This window comes from Amphibacillus sp. Q70 (assembly GCF_052055485.1).
Lineage (GTDB): Bacteria > Bacillota > Bacilli > Bacillales > Amphibacillaceae > Amphibacillus.
The window spans coordinates 679169-701745 of sequence record NZ_CP197171.1 but is presented as its reverse complement, the minus strand read 5'-3'; the positions used below and the strand labels follow the sequence as shown (position 1 = coordinate 701745).

The 22577-nt window shown below is 34.6% G+C and carries 21 protein-coding genes and 2 pseudogenes; 6 read left to right on the top strand and 17 right to left on the bottom strand.

Features of this window, described 5'->3' with window-relative positions:
* Window positions 1–40: 40 nt before the first annotated feature.
* From ACS127_RS03125 to ACS127_RS03110, 4 genes and pseudogenes are all read left to right on the top strand, one after another.
* On the top strand, window positions 41–286 hold the full coding sequence (locus tag ACS127_RS03125; protein ID WP_440897008.1) for a hypothetical protein: 246 nt from the start codon (window positions 41–43) through the stop codon (window positions 284–286).
* Between the two features lie 117 nt (window positions 287–403).
* Window positions 404–1456, top strand: coding sequence for a serine hydrolase domain-containing protein (locus ACS127_RS03120; RefSeq protein ID WP_440897007.1), 1053 nt, complete (start codon window positions 404–406; stop codon window positions 1454–1456).
* 109 nt (window positions 1457–1565) lie between these two features.
* Window positions 1566–1745 (top strand): hypothetical protein, encoded by a 180-nt coding sequence (locus ACS127_RS03115; RefSeq protein WP_440897006.1) that lies wholly within the window; start codon window positions 1566–1568, stop codon window positions 1743–1745.
* Window positions 1746–1897: 152 nt separating this feature from the next.
* Window positions 1898–2014 (top strand): annotated as a pseudogene (locus tag ACS127_RS03110) (ParA family protein); the annotation flags it as partial.
* Between the two features lie 1735 nt (window positions 2015–3749).
* Here ACS127_RS03110 and ACS127_RS03105 read toward each other — a convergent pair.
* From ACS127_RS03105 to ACS127_RS03025, 17 genes and pseudogenes are all read right to left on the bottom strand, one after another.
* Complete coding sequence (locus tag ACS127_RS03105) at window positions 3750–4151, bottom strand: arsenate reductase ArsC (protein ID WP_440897005.1); 402 nt, start codon at window positions 4149–4151, stop codon at window positions 3750–3752.
* A 14-nt stretch (window positions 4152–4165) separates the two neighbouring features.
* Complete coding sequence (gene arsB, locus ACS127_RS03100) at window positions 4166–5221, bottom strand: ACR3 family arsenite efflux transporter (RefSeq protein ID WP_440897004.1); 1056 nt, start codon at window positions 5219–5221, stop codon at window positions 4166–4168.
* Window positions 5222–5272: 51 nt separating this feature from the next.
* Entirely contained in the window at window positions 5273–7018 is a 1746-nt protein-coding gene (gene arsA / locus ACS127_RS03095) for an arsenical pump-driving ATPase (RefSeq protein ID WP_440897003.1), read from the bottom strand.
* A gap of 9 nt (window positions 7019–7027) precedes the next feature.
* Entirely contained in the window at window positions 7028–7387 is a 360-nt protein-coding gene (gene arsD / locus ACS127_RS03090) for an arsenite efflux transporter metallochaperone ArsD (protein ID WP_440897002.1), read from the bottom strand.
* 13 nt (window positions 7388–7400) lie between these two features.
* Window positions 7401–7739, bottom strand: coding sequence for an ArsR/SmtB family transcription factor (locus tag ACS127_RS03085; RefSeq protein ID WP_440898066.1), 339 nt, complete (start codon window positions 7737–7739; stop codon window positions 7401–7403).
* 150 nt (window positions 7740–7889) lie between these two features.
* Window positions 7890–8108, bottom strand: a complete 219-nt coding sequence (locus ACS127_RS03080) for a transposon-transfer assisting family protein (RefSeq protein WP_440897001.1) — start codon at window positions 8106–8108, stop codon at window positions 7890–7892.
* Window positions 8109–8113: 5 nt separating this feature from the next.
* Window positions 8114–8644 carry a DUF4316 domain-containing protein gene (locus tag ACS127_RS03075; RefSeq protein ID WP_440898065.1) on the bottom strand — a complete coding sequence of 177 codons (531 nt, stop codon included), beginning with the start codon at window positions 8642–8644 and terminating at the stop codon, window positions 8114–8116.
* A 90-nt stretch (window positions 8645–8734) separates the two neighbouring features.
* A pseudogene (locus ACS127_RS03070) lies at window positions 8735–8878 on the bottom strand (JAB domain-containing protein); the annotation flags it as partial.
* 168 nt (window positions 8879–9046) lie between these two features.
* Window positions 9047–11179: a heavy metal translocating P-type ATPase gene (locus ACS127_RS03065; RefSeq protein WP_440897000.1), complete on the bottom strand. Its 2133-nt coding sequence runs from the start codon at window positions 11177–11179 to the stop codon at window positions 9047–9049.
* Window positions 11172–11540 carry an ArsR/SmtB family transcription factor gene (locus tag ACS127_RS03060; RefSeq protein ID WP_015008898.1) on the bottom strand — a complete coding sequence of 123 codons (369 nt, stop codon included), beginning with the start codon at window positions 11538–11540 and terminating at the stop codon, window positions 11172–11174. The genes ACS127_RS03065 and ACS127_RS03060 overlap by 8 nt, the downstream gene beginning before the upstream one ends.
* 132 nt (window positions 11541–11672) lie before the next feature.
* Entirely contained in the window at window positions 11673–12038 is a 366-nt protein-coding gene (locus tag ACS127_RS03055) for a DUF6262 family protein (protein WP_226371416.1), read from the bottom strand.
* The gene (locus ACS127_RS03050; protein ID WP_226371417.1) at window positions 12039–13952 is read right to left on the bottom strand and encodes a tyrosine-type recombinase/integrase; all 1914 of its coding nucleotides are present in this window, start codon (window positions 13950–13952) and stop codon (window positions 12039–12041) included. It abuts the gene before it with no gap.
* Window positions 13953–13954: 2 nt separating this feature from the next.
* Window positions 13955–15040, bottom strand: coding sequence for a tyrosine-type recombinase/integrase (locus ACS127_RS03045; RefSeq protein ID WP_440896999.1), 1086 nt, complete (start codon window positions 15038–15040; stop codon window positions 13955–13957).
* 303 nt (window positions 15041–15343) lie between these two features.
* Window positions 15344–16497, bottom strand: a protein-coding gene (locus ACS127_RS03040; RefSeq protein WP_440894755.1) for an IS3 family transposase whose coding sequence is annotated in 2 segments (ribosomal slippage) — window positions 15344–16245 and window positions 16245–16497 — 1155 coding nt in all. Because the reading frame shifts where the segments join, the coding sequence is not laid out codon by codon here.
* A 101-nt stretch (window positions 16498–16598) separates the two neighbouring features.
* Entirely contained in the window at window positions 16599–17069 is a 471-nt protein-coding gene (locus ACS127_RS03035; protein ID WP_440896998.1) for a JAB domain-containing protein, read from the bottom strand.
* Window positions 17056–17241 carry a hypothetical protein gene (locus tag ACS127_RS03030; RefSeq protein WP_440896997.1) on the bottom strand — a complete coding sequence of 62 codons (186 nt, stop codon included), beginning with the start codon at window positions 17239–17241 and terminating at the stop codon, window positions 17056–17058. Before ACS127_RS03030 ends, ACS127_RS03035 begins: the two co-directional genes overlap by 14 nt.
* Window positions 17219–18577: a DNA topoisomerase gene (locus tag ACS127_RS03025; protein WP_440898064.1), complete on the bottom strand. Its 1359-nt coding sequence runs from the start codon at window positions 18575–18577 to the stop codon at window positions 17219–17221. Before ACS127_RS03025 ends, ACS127_RS03030 begins: the two co-directional genes overlap by 23 nt.
* Window positions 18578–18756: 179 nt before the next feature.
* Here ACS127_RS03025 and ACS127_RS03020 point away from each other — a divergent pair, with 179 nt between their 5' ends.
* Complete coding sequence (locus ACS127_RS03020; protein WP_440896996.1) at window positions 18757–19335, top strand: TetR/AcrR family transcriptional regulator; 579 nt, start codon at window positions 18757–18759, stop codon at window positions 19333–19335.
* Window position 19336: 1 nt separating this feature from the next.
* Window positions 19337–22540, top strand: a complete 3204-nt coding sequence (locus tag ACS127_RS03015) for a hydrophobe/amphiphile efflux-3 (HAE3) family transporter (RefSeq protein ID WP_440896995.1) — start codon at window positions 19337–19339, stop codon at window positions 22538–22540.
* Window positions 22541–22577 lie beyond the last annotated feature (37 nt).

The window sequence follows — 22577 nt, the reverse complement described above, 5'->3', positions numbered from 1 at the left end:
GTAGGTGTTTTAGAAATATTTATAGAAAGGAGTGGAAAAATTGGATGGTATAGATAAAAGAAATAAACTCAAAGAAGAGATTTTCTCGTATAGAGTATCGAAAGATAATAAAGTATTTATTTCTTGGTATGGGAAGCAAATTATGATATTAAAGGGCAAGGAAAGTGAAAAGTTTTTATCGAAAGTATCAAAAGCAGATAGAGTGGAAGCACAATTGATAATGGCTAAAATTACTGGTAATTTCAAACGTGGAAATGAAAAAACAGGTAAAATAAGTAGGAAATAAAGATTATTAGAGGGAACTCTTTTTAAAAGTGATTTGGAATGTCTGGTTTTAGATTATATATTGGAAGAAGTACTGTAGAAATATAAAATCAATACGAGCTAAATATAGGGAGTGACTATGACAAATATTAAAACAGAGAAATTTGAAAAAGTTTTTAATAAATTTACAAGTTCAAGGAAAATTCATGAGGGAATTTTACTAATTGAAGACACCGGCGGAAAATTCTCACTTATGAAAAGATATGGAGAAAAGGAATTAAATTCTCCATTGCTTATGGCTAGTATTACAAAGTTATTTACTACCAGTTGTATTTTAATATTGTTAGAGCAGGATAAATTATCCTTGGAAGATAGAATTATAAAGTATTTTGATATAAATATTTTAAAAGGGATTCATATCTATAACGGTAGGGATTACTCTTTGGAGCTAACAATATCTGATTTACTGTTTCAAATAAGCGGGCTACCTGATGTGTACTTAGAAGGGGAAAATAGCTTAATAAATAGAATCTTAAAGGAGGATTTTTATATTAATTTTTACGATACCATAAGTGAAGTTAAGAAGTTAAAGCCCCATTTTGAACCTAGAAATAAAGGGAAAGCTTACTATGCAGATATAAACTTTGATATACTGGGACAAATCGTGGAAAAAGAGAGTGGTTTAACATTATTCAAAGCATATGAGAAGTATATCTTTGAACCACTTGGGTTAGAGAACACCTATCTTCCTGGAGATAATCATGATGAAATACCTAAAATCTATTATATGAATCAGGTTATCTACCGTCCTAAGTTTGTGATTAGCAGTGGTGCAAGTGGGGGCTGTATAACTACTGCTCGAGAATTAATGATATTTATAAAGGCATTCTTTGGAGGAAAATTGTTTGATAAGAGTATTTTTAGCCGTCTATCAATTTATAATAAGCTTCAGGCTTCTATGGGACCGATTCATTATGGAGGGGGGTATATGCAAATTTCTTTAAGTGGACCGATTAGTCTTTTTATGGGTAAAGGTGAATTAATTGGACATTCTGGATCAACAGGTTCATTTGCTTTTTATTATCCGATAAAAGATTTGTTTTTCGTAGGAGATATGAATCAGATGGCGGATGCATCTCTTCCCATTAGATTATCAATTCAACTTGCTATGGCAGCAAATAGAATTTTTTAGTATAGACTATCGACAAAAAATTATTACTTGCAAACTGCAGAACCAAAAACAATGATTCAGATATGTTTATCTGAATTATGTTGCAGTCATTAGCAACTTTTGTCGATAAATGTCAAATTACAATCAAGAGGATACTATCTATATTGTAGAATTAAAAAGAGATTTAGGATTGCCAATGTATGATGTTCCTAATGCTGTAGAAGAATTAAAGAATGAACGAAAGCACCCAACACCTGAAAAGGTAGGGACAATCAAAGTTGATTTAAAACATTTTGGAGTTAGCCAGTAATTAAAATTGAACATGAAAACAAAAAGTTGCTTGCTCTTATTTTGAGTAGCAACTTTTTTATATAGATAAAATTAAAGAGTATCCTTTTTACAAAGGAGTTAGTTTATAGGACTAGCTCTTTTTTGTGCTCAAAATTGAAAGGAGGAACAGAATTGAACGCAAAAACCATTGCCATAGCCAACCAAAAAGGTGGCGTTGGCAAAACAACTACCTGTGCCAATCTAGGCATAGGCTTAGCAATGGAAAATAAGAAAGTCTTGCTTGTAGATACCAAATTGTTTTTGCAAGCTGTTGTCTTTCAAATTCAGCTGCATTCTCTAAGGTATCCGGTGTTACATATTGTCCGTCCTTTAAAAGTGCCTCAATTCTCCCTGCAACATCCGTCCAGCCAATGACTTCCTTGGAACGAGCATAGAGAGCAGTTTCTCCCTTAGCCATATGAATACCATCGGTATGAAACCATATAGAGATTTTTTCTCCCTCTATATGAAGCCCTTTGCCACCTTGGTATTCCTTTTGTAAAAAATCTGCTTTTTCTTCTATAGACTTCTCCTTTTGATAGAATGAAGTGATTCTTAATAAGCTGTCATTGCTATTGCTTCCTGTTCTTAAAATATGGTCAATGGTCTCTTGAGACATAGAAAAAACGGAGGGACGTAAAGGCTTATCAACCTCTATGTTCTCCGTTATTTTTTGTATCTGCTCCTGCTCTGTGGGGAAAAGACTTAATTGTGTATAAGTTCCGTCCGTATGATTTCCTCCGCTTGTGCTTTCAGATTGTTCATGTAACCCACCCATTCCATCTGATGTGTCATCTTGTCCGGCGGGGTCTGTGCTTTCTGTAAATCCGTCATTATCTGTTCTAACCTCTTGTTGGCTGCTTGGTCGATTTCTAACAGATGAGGGAACAGTTTCTCCGATAGGAGTAGGGAATGAAATAATGCTTTCCTGTGTTCCTGAAGATATTGTTTCCTCATTCTGCCGTATTTGCCTAGTGGACTCTGTTCCTCGTTGCTGGTCTGCTCTGTCAATTGAATGTTGGGTATCAGATAATCCCCGTTCCTGCTGTAAGTGATTTCGTTCATACGCTTGGCTCCTTTCACGTTCTGTTTTTATAATGGTAAGAGCTATTTCCCTAAATATCTGCTCCGATTGTTCGCTGACTGCTGTGCCTAATAAGGCAACAGTATCAACAGTATTAAAGTCAAAGATGCTTAAAAAATCCTCATGGGTAAAATAGCCTTTCGTATCCAGTCCACATCGTTTCATCAAAGTATATGCTGTACTGACGGTAGCCGCATCTTCAAAAGCCTTTTGAAGATTATCCTCATCATATTCTTCTAAAAAACTGTTTTCGATGAGATAGCGAATATCCCCTTTGTGATTATCATAATACGCTTTGGACATATTTCTTGCAATGTTATGAAAAGCATCGGCAAGATGATTATCCTCTATATCAAACTTATCCTTTAGTGTTTCTAAAATCGGTTCTTTATGATATTCCTGCATATTCCAAAGATAAGGGCGGCGAGAGTTTTCTCTGCTACCTGTATCGGAAACATCAAAAACATATCTTAATTTTAAGGTATCTCCAGCGGGGTCAAGTAATGCAATTCCCTTTGATCCACGTCGGACATATCGGTTCATTTTGTTGTTCCACAGGTCATATTCCGCACAAGCCGTTGCATCAGGTCTTTGTGCGTAAATCATCAGCTGTTCATGGTAAGGGTATTTATATAGCCGCCCCACAGTGGTCAGAAAACCAGTCCAATCTGCAAGACTACTTGTAATTCGTTTGGCGGTATCCTCCGCCAGCTCTGACATCGCTTGCAATTTTGTAGGCATATCGTTCCTCCTTTACTTTTTGTGAAATACAAAAGGCAACCAAGTCAGAAATGACAAGGTTGCCCTTAAATTGTACAATTTAATTTTTAATAATACCTTAAAAACAGGGTAATAATTATACTTATATTAGATTAAGAATAACAAATTGAATTACTTAAATTAAAACTCATTATTTTTAATTCTTTTAATTAAATCTTCTACCTTTTCCCTTATAATATCTCTGGCTTCTCTATATCCCTCTATTGGTCCACCTGAAGGATCATCCAAACCCCAATCCACATTATGACTATTTGGAACAAATGGACAAACCACATTACAACCCATTGTAATCAAAATATCTACCTCATCTGGAATATCAGTTAATAATTTGGGATAATGCCCATTCATCTTTACTCCTGCCTCTTCCATTACTTCAACAGCTAGAGGTTTTACTTCTGGATAATTTTCTGTTCCTGCTGAATAGACATCTAATACTTCATCACCTAGTTTTTTAGCCCACCCTTCTGCCATCTGGGATCGGCACGAGTTATGGACGCATATAAAAGCAACTGTTTTTTTCATCTGTATACCTCCAATTAGTTCTTACTTGGAAACCAATGCTTGGTGCTGTTTGCTATCTTCACAAGAAATAGCATTAATGGTACTTCAGTTAAAACTCCTACAGTTGTTGCAAGTGCAGCTGGGGAATCCATTCCAAATAATGCTATTGCGACTGCCACTGCTAGCTCAAAGAAATTTGAGGCACCTATCATACTGGCTGGTGCTGCTACGTTAAAAGGTAATTTAACCCATTTACATGCTCCATATGCTATAAAGAAGATTAAAAATGTCTGAATAGTAAGTGGAGCAGCTATAAGCAAAATGTGTAAAGGATTATTCAATATTGTTTCACCTTGGAATGAAAATAATAATACCAGCATTAATAACAACCCTATTGTTGTTGCACCATCAAATCTAGGTAAAAACTCATTTTCAAAATAATCTAACCCTTTATTCTTTGTCACTTGTAACCTAGTAAATATACCTCCTGCTAATGGAATTACTACAAAGAGGACAACTGATAATATTAAAGTAGCCCACGGAACTACTACATTACCAACTCCTAGTAAAAACTTAACTATCGGAATAAATGCTACTAATATGATTAAATTATTCGTTGCTACTTGAACAACTGTATAAGCTGGGCTACCTTTTGTTAATGTGCTCCATACAAATACCATTGCTGTACATGGCGCAGCTCCTAGTAAAACTGCTCCTGCTAGATACTCTGTTGCAAGTTCAGATGTTATGAGATTCTTAAAAATTACAAAGAAGAAAAATGAAGCTATCGCATACATAGTAAAAGGCTTTATAAGCCAGTTTGATATCCAGGTTACGTACAAACCTTTCGGATTTTTCCCTACATTTTTTACACTTTGAAAATCTACCTTCATCATCATAGGATAGATCATTACCCAAATAAGTATAGCTGTCGGTATTGAAATATTAGCATATTCAAATCTACCAAAAAATCCAGGTATTGCAGGTAAGTATCTACCAATTAGCACCCCACCTACCATGCTAAGGGCAACCCAGATCGTTAAGTACTTTTGAAAAAAATTTATCCCTGAAGGTAATTTTTCCTTCGACATAATTATCATCCTTTCAAAAGGGAGGTCTAAGGCCTCCCTATATATTTTTTATTATAATATAGCTGCTAATTGCTCACCCTTTAATTCTTCTGGAGTCCATTTAATCACTGCAAAATTGCCCTTCGATTCATCATCAATGGTCTTAATCCATTCCACTTCATTACTTGCTTTTGCACGTAATATTTCATTCGTTGTATCAGCTGCATAGAAGCTTGAGTTTATAATCCACCATTTACTAAATATATCAGCTCTATCTAAATCCTCTTGCAATCTCTTTGCTTCATAATAAGGAGTAGCTTCTGGTAGAGCAACTATTAAGACCTCCGTTAACTTATCATCCTTAAGTTTTGGCAATAAATTCTTTACAGACTCTGGTGTCTCGCCTTGAGTACGGGCTATTTCTTTATCATAGTTTTCAGTGGACTCCAATAATAATAATGTATGTCCCGTAGGAGCTGTATCTATTACTACTACTTCATCTTCAGAACGTTCAACTATTTCAGCAAAAGCATTAAACACTGCAATTTCTTGAGTACAAGGACTTCTCAGATCCTCTTCTATATAATCAATATCATCTTGGGAAGCATTTGCTTCTCTTGCTTTACTTAATACTTTTTCTCGATATTTTTCTAATTCTTCCTCTTCATCTATATTGCTCATTGTTATTCCAAAGCTTTCATCAACCACATGGCCTATATGATCTGCTGGATCTGTCGTTGTTAAGTGAACCTTTTTACCTTTCTTTGCCAATTCAACTGCAATGGAAGCTGCAATTGTAGTTTTGCCTACGCCACCTTTACCCATGGTAAATATTATTTTTTTATCATTATTGTATAGATCTTCAATTACATCCTTTAATCCTTGTGTATTATCATTATCTAGTGTTACTTCTATATAATCAACTTCGTCATCAACAAAAAATGTTCTTAGATTACCTACACTTGCAATGTTATATGGTCTTAAAGGTATTTCATAAGTATCAAGACCCTTTAGACCTTCAGGCATATTACTCATGACATAATTCTGTTTGTCAAAAATCAAATTAGATAGTGCATCGTCATGGCTTTGTAATACTCCATTAATTATTAGAAGTTGATTTCTTATATCTAAGTCCTGAAGTTCTTTAGATGCTCTCTCAGCTTCTTTTAATGCTGAATTTTCGGGTCTTGAAACCAAAGTTAAAGTAGTTTTTTCTCCATCCGCTAGATTTTCTACTGCTTTCTTATATATCTCCTGTTTTTCTTGTAGTCCAGAAAGCTGGCCTAAACAGGAAGCGCCATGAGTACTCTTGCTTATAAAATCAGACCAAGCTGATGGTAATTCAAGCATTCTTAGAGCATGCCCCGTTGGTGCTGTATCAAATATAATATGATCATATTCTTCTGCCGCTTTCTCATCAGTAATAAAACCTGAGAATTCATTGAAAGATGCAATTTCTACTGTACAAGAGCCTGATAGCTGCTCTTCCATATCTTTTATTGCAACCTCAGGAAGTTTCCCTCTAAATGGGCCTATAACACTTTCTCTGTATTCAGCGGCTGAAGCTTCTGGTTCAAAATTTGCTACTGTAAGATTAGGTGCTTCTTTAATTTCTACTCCTTTATTATCCAATTCAGTATCAAAAACATCTTGAAGGTTCGAAGCTGGATCGGTACTTACTAACATTATCTTCTTTCCCATATCTGCCAGCGTTACTGCAATAGCACATGCAATAGAGGTTTTACCTACGCCACCTTTACCTGTAAAAAACATATATTTAGTTAGATTGATATCTTCTAAGTTAAACTCTTTATACATAGAATCCCCCTATCTATTTTCATTTTTTAATTTTCTAGCTTTTAATTCGGACAGGATATATTCTGCTGGTATGTCTAATAAACTTACAAACTCTTCATCCGTAGGATACTCCTTCGTTTTTACAACCGCACCATCAACTATGGTTACAGGTAGAATATCCACACCTTCATCATTTAAAAGTTTATTAATTATCTTATTATCAACAAATATCTGTGGGTTGTTCGTTAAATTATGTCTTTCAACTGTTACACCTTTCTTTTCTAATCGATTTAAAAGCGTGGAAACCCTCAATAAATCCTTATCAACAGATGGCCCACATACTCCTGTTGCACAGCACATAGCTGGATCAAATATAACCATATTTTTCATTTTAACATCTCCTTTATTTATTAATTAAAGAACTTTCTTCATCTTCTTTAGATCCTATTTCATAGCAAATGCAATTTTTAGTATTATTGAAAACATTCTGTAATACCGTGACAGTATCGTTACATTTAGTTTCATTTAATGAATAATAGTTCCAAAGACCTTCCTTTCTTACGTTAACAAGGTCTACATCCACAAGTGATTTCATATGATGCGAAAGAGTTGGTTGAGAAAAATCAAAAAACTCTAATATATCACATGCACATCTTTCTCCGCAGGATAATATATCGATAATTTTTAATCTATTTGGGTCTGATAAGACTTTAAGTATTTTTGCATTTTCTTCATAATGTATCATATATTTTCACCTCCCTTACATAGATGATCATCTATGTATATATTATATAGATATTCATCTATGTAGTCAATAAGAATTATTTAATAATAAAAAATAATTCTTATTGACTTTATTCAAGATGATAATAAATTCATTATGATTTATAACTTATCCTTCAAAATCAACAATCAGTTCTGCTGCCATACTATCAAACTCGCCACCACTCATCGCAGTTATCTTATCTATAACTGATTGTGTAAGCTCCAAAAGTTCCGTTTCATCTTGCGCCAAGTGAGTTTGCATTTCTGTAAGTTCCGAAAGCAAACCTTCTCTTGAGCCTGTATTGTAGATACATATTAAATTTATTTCTTCTATGGTAAATTTCACTAGGATCATCGCTCCTTTTTCGTATTCATTTGAGGGATTTTTTTCTGCTTATCTTTCTCTATGAATGACTTTGCTTTAAGCTGTTCTACTACAGAATTTTTCTTTTCTCCTTTTTGCTCTAGTTCAGTTACAGTAGGCTTATTATTAATAATACCGTCCAGTTGGTTATAATTTTGCTCTACTGATTTTTCAGCTGTTTCTAAATAGTTTCTTTGAAGAAAAGGGCGAGGCTGCTCCAACTTTGATACAGAAAACTTTTCAGTTTCTTTCATTTCTTCAAAGGCCTTAAAGGTAATCCAATCGGCACGCTCCACGCCAAAGATACCATCATGATTGTCTATATCTTCTATGTCAAGTGCCATCCCTTCAGTATTATCCTCATAAAGCAAGTACACTGGCAAATCCTGATCAAACAATTCTGCGGCACGTTCCTTTGTTAGTGGTAGCATCTCATCATATAAGTATCCGTAGGAGTTGCGGTCTACAATGCTTATATCGGTGTCCGGTAAAGGGTAGCTATGTTCTTGTATTGGCACATTAAAGTCAACACTTTCTCCCTTTGTAGAATTATAATTCGTTTCTTCATTCCTTATTGTTGTGGCGATACTGTAGGCTTCCGTGGTTTCCAATACACCTTGGGATTTAAAAGAATAGTGTTCCTGTTGATTAACGCCATTAATAATTAAATGATCTAAAACTTGAATGCCCAGCAAATTACCAGTTTCTTTGAGGCGTTGTGTAACATGAATATCTTCTCTACTGGGTTTCGGTATATATCAATAGTAATGTGTAAAAAACATTATAAAAACAAACCTTTTACTTTAACTACATGGATTCAACGCATACTCATCAAATCGAAAATATAACGATGAAAAGAAAATTTATTCAAATTTTAAAGGGATAACAAATGTTATCCCTTTCCTCTTTAAACAAAATTGTTATTCTTTACTTTTCAATAACCTTAAACTGTTTAGTGTTACAAGTAATGTTGCTCCCATATCGGAAAATATCGCTATCCATAGCGTTAACCAACCAGGTATAACTAACAGCAATGCCACTAATTTAATTACCAATGAGAAGGTAATATTTTGTTTTATAATCGTCAAAGCCTTACGGCTTAAATTAATGGTATATGGTAATTGTCTTAAATCATCTGACATTAAAGCAATATCAGCTGTTTCTAGTGCTGTATCAGTTCCAACACCACCCATTGCCACACCAACAGTGGAAGCTGCAAGAGCAGGTGCATCATTCACGCCATCTCCAACCATTCCCACACTTTTATGCTTTCCACGAAGTTCTTTAATGAAATTCAATTTATCTTCTGGAAGCAAATCTGCTTTAATATCTGAAACACCGACTTGTTTTCCAATCTCTACTGCTGTCCTTTGGTTATCACCTGTCAGCATCACTGTTTCAATTCCAATGCTGTTCAATTTACTGATGACATCTTTTGATGTTTCTCTTATTTCATCTGCCACTGCAATAAGAGAAAGGATTTCTTGTTCCGTTCCTAACACCATGACTGTTTTTCCCTGCGTCTGCATTTCAATAATCTGTCGTTCTTGATTCCTTTCAATGCTTCCATGTACTTCTTCAAAAAGATTTGGACTACCTACATAATATAATTCATTATTTACTTTTGCTTTTACGCCTTTACCTGTAATAGATTGAAAATCTTCAACCAATACTCCATTAAAGTCCAAACTGTTTTCTTCTGCTTTTCTCATAATTGCTGAAGCAAGTGGATGCTGTGATCCCTTTTCAATAGCTGCTGTAATAGTCATTAATTCATTTTCATTTCCACTATACGTTATAATGTCCGTTACGGCTGGAACACCTTTTGTTAATGTTCCAGTTTTATCGAAAGCAATTGCTTTTAGAGCTCCTGCTTCTTCCAAGTGGATGCCACCTTTAATTAAAACACCATTTTTAGCTGCATTTCCTATTGCAGTAACTACAGCAACAGGTGTTGAAACAACTAGAGCACAAGGACAACCAACTACTAACACAGCCAAGCCTTGATAGACCCACATGCTCCAATCAGCTCCAAATAGTAAAGGGGGAACAACAGCGATTAAAAGAGCCAAGACGACAATAGCTGGTGTATAGTACTGTGCAAATCTATCGACAAACGCTTGAGAAGGTGCTCGTTCTGCTTGGGCTTCTTCTACCAAATGAATGATTTTTGATATCGTGGTATCTTCTACCTTTTTTGTTACTTTTACTTCTAGTAATCCTTCCTCATTCAATGTTCCTGCAAAGACTTCATCACCAACAGTTTTGGTTACTGGAACACTTTCTCCTGTAATGGCGGCCTGATTTAATGTCGATATACCCTGAATAACTGTTCCGTCCATCGCTAACTTTTGGCCAGGTTTTACGATCATAATATCGCCCACTAGAATATCTTCAACGTGTACTTGCATTTCTTTATTTTCACGACGAATTAGTGCTTCTTTTGGAGCGATATCCATTAACGATTCAATGGATTGCCTAGCCTTGTCTACTGAATAGCGCTCTAACGCTTCGCTTATAGCGAACAGGATAACAACCATTGCCCCTTCTCCCCATTGACCAATCACCGCGGCTCCTAGAATGGCAATAGTCATTAGCGTATTCATATCGAACTTAAATCTGCTTAAATTTTTAAATCCTTTAATAAATAATGAATATCCACCAATTAAGATGGCTGCTGCAAAACCAATCGTTGGAAGAATATGACCTTCCCCATATTGCTCGCCCAACAACCAACTCATAACAAGCAATATAGCTGAGATATAAACTTTAATATTTGCTTTCTGTTTCCAAAACGATTCACGTTCTATTTTTTGTTCTTTTTCATCTCGAATCTTTAAATTTTCAAAAGCACCTGCTTTTTCTAATTCCTCAATCGTTGTACTTCCGTGAACATAGATTTTAGATGCCCCAAAGTTTACTTTAGCATCTTCAACTCCTTGTAATTTTTTTACGTTATTTTCAAAGATATTTGCACAGCTTGTACAGGTAAATCCCTGAACTCGATAAGCTTTCATTTCTTGTTCCGATAATTTTGCTTGTTGATCAGACATTTACTTTTCCTTCTTTCTCATGTTTTAATGCATTAACAAATAACTGTTCAACATGGTCATCATCCAGCGAATAAAACGCTAATCTTCCTTCTTTTCTAAACTTAACAACTCCTTGCGTATGAAGCGTGCGTAAGTGGTGGGAAGCATTTGCGACCGTGACATCAATAATATTTGCTATATCACAAACACATAACTCTTCACCTTTTAACAAGGCAAAGGTAATTTTCGCCCTATTTTCTTCCGCAATAGCTTTAAATAATTGGGCAACACTAGAAATATCTTCTTTCTCTAATTCTCTTTGTATTCGATTAACTTTTTCTTCGTCATAACAATAAATTTCACAAGCATCTTTATTATTCATTTTCTCACTCCATTTCCATTCAAGTCCCCACTTGATTATATTGTACCCTTTCTACAAATCATATTCAAGTGAACACTTGAATGAAAGAGAGTTAGATTTCCAATTACGGACAAATAAGAAGTATAATCTAGCTTAAAACAACTTCCCATATAATTTTTGAACTTGATCTTTTAATTGTTTATTTTCGTCCTCTAATGCCTTTATACGACTTTTTAGTGTCCTTATTAACACTTCCTCTGAACGAGGGCTTTTGCTTTGTTTACGGGGAATTAATTCTCTTATTTGCATCCCTCTTAAAGTCTCAATTCTATTTCTAATGTCTTTCTTTTTGTAAAGCCACGACTTTGAAACATTTGCTTTTTCAGAAACAGAATTAAAGTTAATTTTCTCTTTTTTAATTACCATCTCTGATATGGTCTTTTCAACTCTAATTCTTGTTTTCTCTGACTTCTCTTTTGAAAGTTGAATTATAGCAGTTGTATTACTCTTTTTTGTCATCTAATTCGTCTCCTTTAAGGAATGAATAATCTGCTCTAACCTATTTTTAACACGTTCGTTAGTTTCAATCTGACGCTGCCATTGATTCTGTTTAGCCCTATTTAGTATTTCCTTAGTTCGGTCTAAGTGCTCCTCATGTTCATTTAAAAAACTTTTACTTGTACAGAAATTCGTACAAGTTAAACAAGCGTTAGCATGAGGACAAGGTCCTGCAATTACTGGTAAGCGACAGTAACCGTTAGGAAGAGCTTGTGCATTGATATTCTTTTTAAACCATTGAAGATCTGTATTGTCAGCTTCACTATTATCTTCGCTTAACTCCAGAATGCTGCCGTTATTCGTCACCAAAGTCTCCTTGAATTTTGTGAACTCTTTTTTTAGAGTTTCATCAAATATATGAGCATACCTTGCGGTCATTTCTGGTGATTCGTGACCTAAAAACTTTTGAACAATATGCTGTGGCACTCCGTTGTTTATCATTCTAGTACCAACAGTATGCCGAAAGGCATGAGCATGAAATCGAAAAATTTCTCCCTTATTATCCGTTATCTTTTCTTCATAAGCTAATTCATTTAATTTCACTCTAAAGGTATCCTGCTTTAATGGAGAGCCGTCTTTTCTTGGAAATAAATACTCACAGCCATTATCAAAGTCATCAGCTACCCTTTGTTCCTGAACGAGTATCAATGCAGCAATTTCTTTAGATATAGGAATGATATGTTCTTTTTTCATTTTCCACTGATAATACTTCAAGAAGCAATCCCCTTCTTTATCCGTAATAACACTACCTTTTTTCAACGTACAAAGTTCACTGATACGCATTCCGCATTCTTGAAGTACCATAACCATAGTAGCTATATAAGGTTCTAATTTATCTAATTTCCCGTTTAATTGTTCAAGTACATGTTCATCAATATAACGTGGTTGTGCCTTCGGCACTTTAGGATAATCTTCTTGAAAGATAAGGATCTTAGAAGGAGAATCATTCCATTCAAACCTTTGAATAGTAGAGAAAAAAACATCTAAAGTAGATATTCGTCCAGTTACCGTACTTGGTTTTAAACCTTTTAAATTAATTTCATTTAAATATTGCTCAACTTCTTTTCTAGTTAATTGATGAATCCTTCGTATGCCTTTACAATTTTTGTTTATAAAATTAAAAAACTCTTTTAATCTTGATGCTGTATCAACAACATGAGAAAAGCTACGTGTATTTAACATTAATTTACAATACCGCTTAACTAATTCTTTAAAATAATCATTTTCAAACCCCTTGAAATTGATTGTGTATTCATAGGATGTTGGATTTACCTTATCTTCCGATAATGAAAGTTTTCTTCGATTCCAAACATCTTTCTCCCATTCATCGCCGTCAAAATAGAAATCCTCATAGAACTCCATAAACTGTTTAAGATTAGTAACGTAGTAGGAGTTCGCATATACAGGAATTTTTTTTTGATTTATATCAAGCTTGTAATTTGTAGTCGTAGTTTTTACTCCTTGTTCTGCTAAGTAAGTACGGTATTCTGTCAAAGCTTTTTTTATAGGTACGTCAGTTATAGATCTAATGTCAGGATATTTTAAATTTAAAAATCCCAACATTCGGCTTATCACTGTTCCTTTTCTAATCCAAACAGATTTTGCATTCCAAGTTCCATTATTTAAGTGAACATAATAAAAATATTTTAATTCTGTTTTTAACCAGATGTTTTCTACTTTATCAAAGTTTACCCAACGATTTTTTAACGAAGGATTCTTACTTAACTCTATCGCACTAGGATGTGGGCAAATTCTTATATCCCATCTATCTGCTGCCCAAAACCCTTGTAAGACACTAGTCATATCCGCTATTTTTTTATTAATCTCTGTGCTAGTGACAAGCTTTCGATTTGTTGCAACGCTTGGAAATTTCATTTCTATTTTTCTCTCCCTTGTAGATACGTTTTATATTCATCTTTCATATCTTGATCTGAAAGATGAACGTACGTATCAAGTGTTGTTTGTACATGTGCATGACCTAACCTTTTTTGTACGTAAGCAGCATCCCATCCACTTCTAATGAGTTCAGTGGCATGCGTATGACGTAACATATGGGCAGTGAAGGTAATCCCTGTCCGTTTTACCAATCGCCTAATAAGGTCTAATACACTTTGATATTTTAAAGGTTTCCCAAAATAAGATTCTTTGAGATTTATAAATATATAATCATGCTCTAAATCTTCTCCATATTCATGAACTAAATAATCGGTATATAAAGCCATTAATTCCTTGCTAACATCGATTGTTCGTTCTTTTCTAAGCTTAATATAAGCCCCGTTTCCATTATGATCTCTTGGTGTGATATTAATCAGATTATCCCAAGGAGAAATATCTTCGATACGAAGAGATAATACCTCCCCAACCCGAAGTCCTCCTTCATACATAAGCATAATAAGTAACTTATCTCTTTTGGTATGACATGCATCAATTATTGCTTTAACTTGTTTGTGTTCTAATACTTGTACAAGTTTCTTTTTGATCCTAAGCTTTAAAATATTTTTTTGATAAGATTTTCCTTTAGAAATATGGTGAAGAAATCCCTTAAAATTTCTTCCCCTTGCTTCTTTAGTCATATCTATAGCTTTAAAATCTCCTGTACGATTTAAATACTCTAAGAAACTAGTTACAGCATTAAGTATCGCATTAACAGATGTTTCTTCTCTTTTAGCCTTCTTTGGTTTTAAATCTATTACCTTTACATCCCCCGTCGGATTTCTTAACCATCCCACAAAGTTTGACATTTCCTCAAATTTTAAGTCTTCTAATTCAATTCCTCTCTGGCTCATAAATTCATAGAATAGCTTAAGATGGTAACAATATGTTTTAATCGTATTCGGCGCTTTTCCCGTATTATCCAAGTATTTTATGTATCTCTTAACCAGTTCTACCACTTCAAACTTTTTGTCTAGTAGTATGTATAATGGATATGGTTTTTCCTCCACAACTACTTTTTGAACTTTCATTTCTCATCCTCCCTTAAATACTTTAACTTCTATAAATAATACCTATATATATTCATTAGTTAAAGCATTAAAATTAAAAAATCCTTGGATCTACGTCAATCTTTTGGACACGAATAAGTTAAGTTTTTAATTGTTCTTTGAACATGATTTATATTAAACTGTCAGGGCTTGACACGGAGCCTCTGCGGGCACGATTTCTAAGCCATGGAGCCAGCTCGTTTAAAACATTCCTGGCTTGCCACGAAAGGCTATCATGCCCGCCTCTCCACGTAAAGCCGGTACAGTGAATTTAGTTAGCGTTAGTTATCCAGCACAAGTATATAAATCTTCCATCTCTTGTGGTGTTTTATAATCAATACTACCGTGAATTCTTTTGCGGTTGTACCAACCTTCAATGTATTGGAATAAAGCTAATTCGGCAGATTTATGATCAAAGTATTGAACATGATTTACTTCTTCTTTTTTTAAAATAGCGTGAAAAGACTCAATACAAGCATTATCATGAGGACTTCCCTTATAGCTAAAAGAATGTGTCATTTTGAAATTTTTTATCACTTTAGCGAATTCATCGCTTGTATATTGTGTACCTAAATCTGAATGGAATATGAGTCCTTCATCAGGTTTTTGTGCGTGATAAGCATTTTCTAGTGCTTTTATAATTAAATCAGTCGTCATCGTACGAGAAAAGGAATAACCTACAATCTTTTTAGTGTGAAGATCCATAACTGATGCAAGGTAACACCAACCATCACGAAGTGTATGGATATAAGTGATATCACCAACCCATTTTTCATTAATCGTTTCTGCCCTGAAGTCTCTTTCAAGAATGTTTTCTCGCTCAACAATAGTTTCCTTACTTGGAGTAGGACGAAACTTTTTAACAACGATTGACCTAATATCAGCTTTTTTCATCAAACGTTGAACTCGCTTTAGGCTGGCTTTGTAACCTACCTTTATTAATTGTTGATGGATTTTAGGTGCACCATAACGGTGTTTGCTCTCTTTATGGATTTCAATAATCTTTTTAGTTAATTCTTTATTTTCTCTATCACGATTAGAAATCGTTTTATCTAATGACTGATAGTACGTACTCCTTGGAATTTCAAGTACTTCACACATTGTTTGCACAGGATAGTTTTCTTTTTGGTCATGAATAAAATCAGTTATTTCAGCATCATTTACTTTTTTGCGAATATGGCCATAGCCTTTTTTAAGATATCATTTTCTTGTTGTAATTTAAGTATTTGTTTCTGTAATTTTGCATAATCATCTGGCGTTACAGAGGTTCCATCTTCTAACTCAATTGGATTGAACTTTTTAATCCATGCATAAATAGTTACTTCAGAAACGCCATATTCGCTGCTTAAACTTTTAACTGATTGACCCGAATTATATAACTCAACAACCATTTTACGAAAGTCGTCACTGTATCGTTTTCCGTTATTTTTATGTTTCATTGGACACATCCTCCTAAAATTAATTGTAATAACTTAACTAAGATGTGTCCATGAAACTATACTAGCATCACCTAAACTTTGAGTACTTAGAGTACTCTAGTTTAGGATACTATGTTTATTAGTTCTCCCGATGGATGATTGTGACATAAAATCACGGAATTGGCCTTATTGATAATGGCATTCCTAAAAACTTCTCTAGGGTGTGCGAGAGAACTGTTAATCGTTCCCACAGACACGACTTCATGGTCAATCACACGATTTTTAGTGTTGAGAAAGGCTACGACAAATGCCTCCTTATCATGTATTTTGTCCATCACCGAGTGAAAAAAGGCAGATGCTGTTTCAGGTGAATTAATGACAGGATTTCGGGTATGGATGCCACTGCTCATTCGATATAAGTCAAGAAAGGCTTGATGTTTTTCCCGTTGAACCGGGGTAGAAAGGAGTTGGGAGGCATTATCCACCAATGCATTTAATCCCTTTCTTTGGGCATATTCTATCGCGTCATTCTCTTTTACACCGATAATTCTTGAAAAGGCTTGGATATAGCGAATTTCATCAGTAGTTGCCATCTTCATCAGCCTCCAGTCTCTCCCCTAAATCCATAAGCAAAAATAAATCTTTTAGCTTTTCAGCGTCCTCTTCATTGGTGACATATTCCTTGGGATTTTCACGCAACTTTAATATATCCTCGGTATTGACTTCAATATCTAAAAGCGTTTTAATTAGATTTTTTATACTCATGTTTTTTCCGTCCTTTCTTTGTAGGGAACTCCATTTTAAAGTTTATACACTTACCACCTGTATCATTAAGAATGATAATGGCATCATAGGTTTTACCTGTTTTTTCAGAGTAACAGCCTTTTAATTCTACTTTGCCATTTTTCAAAAGCTCTTTTACTACGTTTTTTGTTAATTTCTTTTTCTTTGCAGTAAAAAACTTATTGGACTTCCATAGAGCAAAACTGCAAGCTCTGTCTTCACAACAAAATCCTTTCTTGTTTTCTACTACATCACTACCACAGCGAGGACATTTACCTACAGCCTCTCCCTTTGCATTAGAGGGGAAGAGAGTATTGGCGCCTTCGATCATTTTATAGGTGGATACAAGCTCTTTTGTCATAAGTGAAATATCGTTTAAAAAGGTGTTAGGAGTAAGTGCTTCATTTTCAATTTGTTTAAGCTGCATTTCCCACTCAGCAGTGAGTTGTGCTGATTTTATGACTTCCGGTAAAACTGTAATAAGGGAAATTCCTTTATGGGTAGGAATAAAGTGCTTTGTCTTTTTCTTTCCTTTACGTTCTGCCAATCCAGTTTTAATGAGTTTTTCCAAAATTCCTGCACGAGTGGCAGGAGTACCAATACCCTTACGCTCTGTATCATCTAAGGCATTATTTGCATTCTCCATAGCAGAAAGCAAGGTGTCATCTGTGAAATGCTTTGGTGGACTGGTTTTTCCTTCTTTAATCGTTGCCTTTACAGGAAATACTTCACCTTGGGCAATAGGTGGCAGAGTAGTGTCTTTTTCTTCTTGCGGTGGTTCTTTTTTAGTATTAAGATAGATTTTCTCGGTTGCCTTCCAACCGTCCTCAAGTATGGTTTTTCCCTTTGCAGTAAATACAGCACCGTTACACTTTGCCGTTATGAGCGTTTCTGCATAGCGACGGTTATTTCCAACTGCACAAAGTAAACGCAAGGCAATAAGGCGTAAGATTTCTCTTTCTCCAAAGGGTAGAGAGGCAGTATCATCGTTTCCTACACTCATAGTGGTGATAATTCCATGATGATCACTTACCTTGCTGTTATCAATTATTTGTCCTGTATTGATAGATAGTTCTACATTTTCAGGCATAAAAAATCCTGCTGTTGTTTTTACCAAAGCAGGGATACTGTCTTTCATATCCTCCGTAACATAGCGACTATCTGTCCGAGGATAGGTAACGAACTTCTTTTCATAAAGGCTTTGAACATATTCTAAGGTCTGTTCTGCGGTAAAACCAAGCTGTCTGTTTGCCTCTCTTTGCAATGTGGTAAGATCATAAAGCTTAGGGGGTTTTTCTGACTTTTCTTTGCTTTCTATTTATAGGTTTATTATTAACCAAAGATTCTTTAATGAAAAAATCAAGCTATATAATGTCATAATAATTTAATAAAACACCATTGATTTTTTAACGCTTAATATATTATTTTAAAAATATATTGACATAAAAAAATAAACTGATATTATGTAAGTAAGTACTTACATAATGGAGGTAAAATATGAAGAATAATACTGGAAAGCGAATGAGTAGAGAAGAAAGAAGAAAACAAATTCTTGAATCCGCATTAAATACATTTATAGGAAAAGGATACAATGGTTCTACAACAATGGATATAGCTATAGAAGCAGGAATATCAGAAGTAACACTATTTAGATATTTTGATTCAAAGAAGCAAATATTTTTGGAGGCAATTGAACCCATATTGGTTAGGAGTTTAAAGGAATCCCTAATAGCGTCTAAAGATTTAGAACCTATGGAAAAACTAAGATATATTTTAAAAGAAAGAATCAAATTTATTTCTGAGCACCATGAAGTTGTAAAATTAATCCTTATGGAAAGTCAAATTAATCCAGAGATCGCTGATTTTAATTTTATTAATCAAATAACATCATTGCTGCAAGATTCAATCAAAGAAGCAGATATGGATTTAAAGGACGAGGGCATCTCTCTAAGGTTATTAATGGGAAGTATTTTGTCATTTTTATACTTACCTGAAGTGAATGATGAAGAAATTAATAATTATGTAGAGAACCTTATCAATATCGTAATAAAAGATAAGAAAGGGAGGACTGACTAACTTGAATAAATTATTTTCAAAATTAGGTAGCAGAATTGAGAAAAGTCCTTTCAAAGTATTATTTATTGCCATAATAATATTTGCCATAATGATAGTTGGTGCTATAAAAATAAATATGGCAACTGGGAATGAAACCTTAGTCAAGACGGATAATGATGCGTACATATCGAACTATGCCATGGAAAATGAATTTGGCGGAGATGCCATTATGGTATTGCTTGAAGGGGAGCAAGAAGATTTATTTAAATTAGATAATATGGAAAAAGTGTGGAATGTAGAGCAAAGACTTAAATATAATGAAGATATTTTTGCTTTTATGAGTCCAGCTAGTATCGTTCATCAAATAACCGATAAACAAGGAACAGAAATTAAAAAGCAGATCCCTAATGTAAGTGAGGGACTAGGGGAAATGGGCAGTAAACTTACAGAAATAGGATCGGAATTAGGCAGTAAAGATGTACCCGACCCTAAGGAGCTAGAGAAGAAACTAAATGGTTTAATGGACTCAATGGACCCGGATAAACTTATGGAAGAGATCGGTGGAGAACAGGAAGCAGAGTTAAAGGATAAGTTTCTGGAAATGGGGAATGGGCTAGGTGAGATGGGAAATAGACTGACTCGTATAGGAAATGAACTCGGAAGTAAGGATATACCAAATCCAGAGATCGCAGAAGGAAAATTAAATGAATTATCAGATATAAGTACTGTCTTTGATGAATTGATTAGCGGTCAGGATAATTTAAGCAATGGAGCTGCAGAATTAGGCGGAGGATTAGCTCAGTCATCACAAGGGCTAAGTGAAATGTCCCAGCAGCTATATCAACTAGCAGAGCAGATGAAGGATCATCCTGAGATCCATCAAAAATTAATAATATTTGCTGAAAATATAGAAAAAAGCTCTGAAGGTTTATGGAATATGTCCGAGAAGACAGGGATGTTATCAGAAGGAAGTGAAAATACTTCTACGGCCCTTTCGAATATAAGCTTAAAGTTAGAAAAAGAAGTTGAAGAGATGAAAAAAGGTTTATCAGGGGATGGAATATCGCCAGATGAACTAAAGAATATGTCAGATGGATTTGTTTCTATGGGAGAAAATCTAAATAAATTAAGCAATGGTTTATCCACTATGGCAACGGGAGATGGTATGCTTCCAGATAGCTCAGAAATGCTATCGGGTTTTAAATCAAATATGGAAAATGAAATATCTGGAATGAAGGATAATCTATCTGGTGGTATATCGCCAGATGAACTAAAGAATATGTCAGATGGATTTATCACCATGGGTGAAAATTTAAGTGAATTAAGTAATGGACTAAATACATTCTATGAAAAATCAGGAATGATGATACCTTATTTCCCCCATAATCAAAACGAATTAGACGATATATTATATGATGAGGGTAAGTTAAGGAATATATTTTCAGATACTGTAATAGATGATCATCATATGATGTTGATGATTAAACTGAAAGGGAATTTAGATGATGGTGCTATAGATGCCCTATATAGTGAAGTTTCCTATGCTATGGAAGAGGAAGATTTTGATGTAAATTATATGGTGTCAGGAAAACCTGTATTGGATTCTGCCCTAAGAACAGAAATGAAATCGAATATGGTAATTATGGTTGCCTCTGCAGTAGCTTTGATGTTCATCATATTAAGCTTAGTATTTAAAGTTCGGTGGAAGGTTTTAAGTTTAGGGATCATATTTGTATCTGTAATCGCTACTTTAGGATTAATGGGTCATTTAGATGTTTCCATGACCATGGTTAGTATGGCAGTATTCCCCATATTGATTGGGCTAGGTATCGATTATTCTATACAATTTCAAAATAGATATGAAGAAGAACAATCAGTAAATACCACTCTCACTCAGATTGGGAAAGCAGTAGCTGTAGCAGTATTGGCCACAATGTTAGGATTTGTTTCCTTATTTGCATCGCCAGTGCCAATGATACAGGACTTTGGAAAAATGCTGACCATAGGTGTCGTAGTCAGTTTTATAGGAAGTATATTTCTATTAATGCCAGTTCTTGGAGCAAGAGATACAGTTACATCAAAGGCAAAGGATTATAAGATTAGAGATTATAATAAACCAACGCTAATCGATAAGATGTTAGGTGCTACTGGAAAGATTGTTATAAAGTCAGCTCCAATTATATTAATAATATCGATTGCTTTATCTGGAATTGGGTTCATTGCTGATACAAAAGTGGGTGTAGAAACAGACATTGAAACCTTTATGCCTCAGGATATGGATGCACTTCATGATATTCACTATATTAGAGATATCGTGGGTTCAACAAATCAAATGGTTATTCTTATGGAAGATGATAATTTATTATCTGAGGAAAATTTACAATGGATGCGAAATATCGTAGATGAGGTAGAAAGTGAGTTCTCAGAAAGAATTGTGGATATCAAATTTATAGATCATACAGTGGAGCATATCTCACCTGTCGAGGAACTAAATGTGTCAGATTATACAAATATTATAAAAGAGGATATACCGGAAGCACAAAGAAGAATGTTTATCAACGATGAAATGGATAAAGGGGTTATCCTTATGAATGTAGAGCACATGGCTACAGAGGAACTGCAAGAATTTGTGGAAGACATGGATCATATACTAAAGGATGCACCTATCAAAACTTCAATCACTGGTAAATCTGTACTAGATGTAGAGATGGTTAAGGGATTAACCGGTGGCAGACTTAGAATGACGATTATAGGATTGGCTTTAGTATTTGCGGCATTACTATTATTATATAGAAGTTTCTTTAAGGCACTGGTAGCTGTTCTTCCCGTTATTCTGATAGTAGGAATGTCAGGTGGGATTATGAATTTACTAGGGTTGAAATATACTCCTATTACAGCAACTTTAGGGGCACTAATATTAGGAATGGGCACTGAAATGACGATCATGCTTCTAGAAAGATATTTAGAAGAAAGAAACTTAGGTAAAGAAAAAGAGGAAGCAATGGCTACAGCCATTAAAAATATAGGTAGGGCTACGGTAGCCTCAGGATTAACAACTGTTGGTGGATTTAGTGTGCTAATGACTTCTAAATTTGTGATACTGCAGGATTTTGGCCTAATGACTGTAATCAATATATCCTTAGCTTTAATTGCTACATTTGTAATCTTACCATCATTAATTTGGATCTTCGATAGATTTATTATAAAAGAAAGAAGGAACATATAGGGAAATACCTAAAGAATGATTGATTAAGGGGGGCACC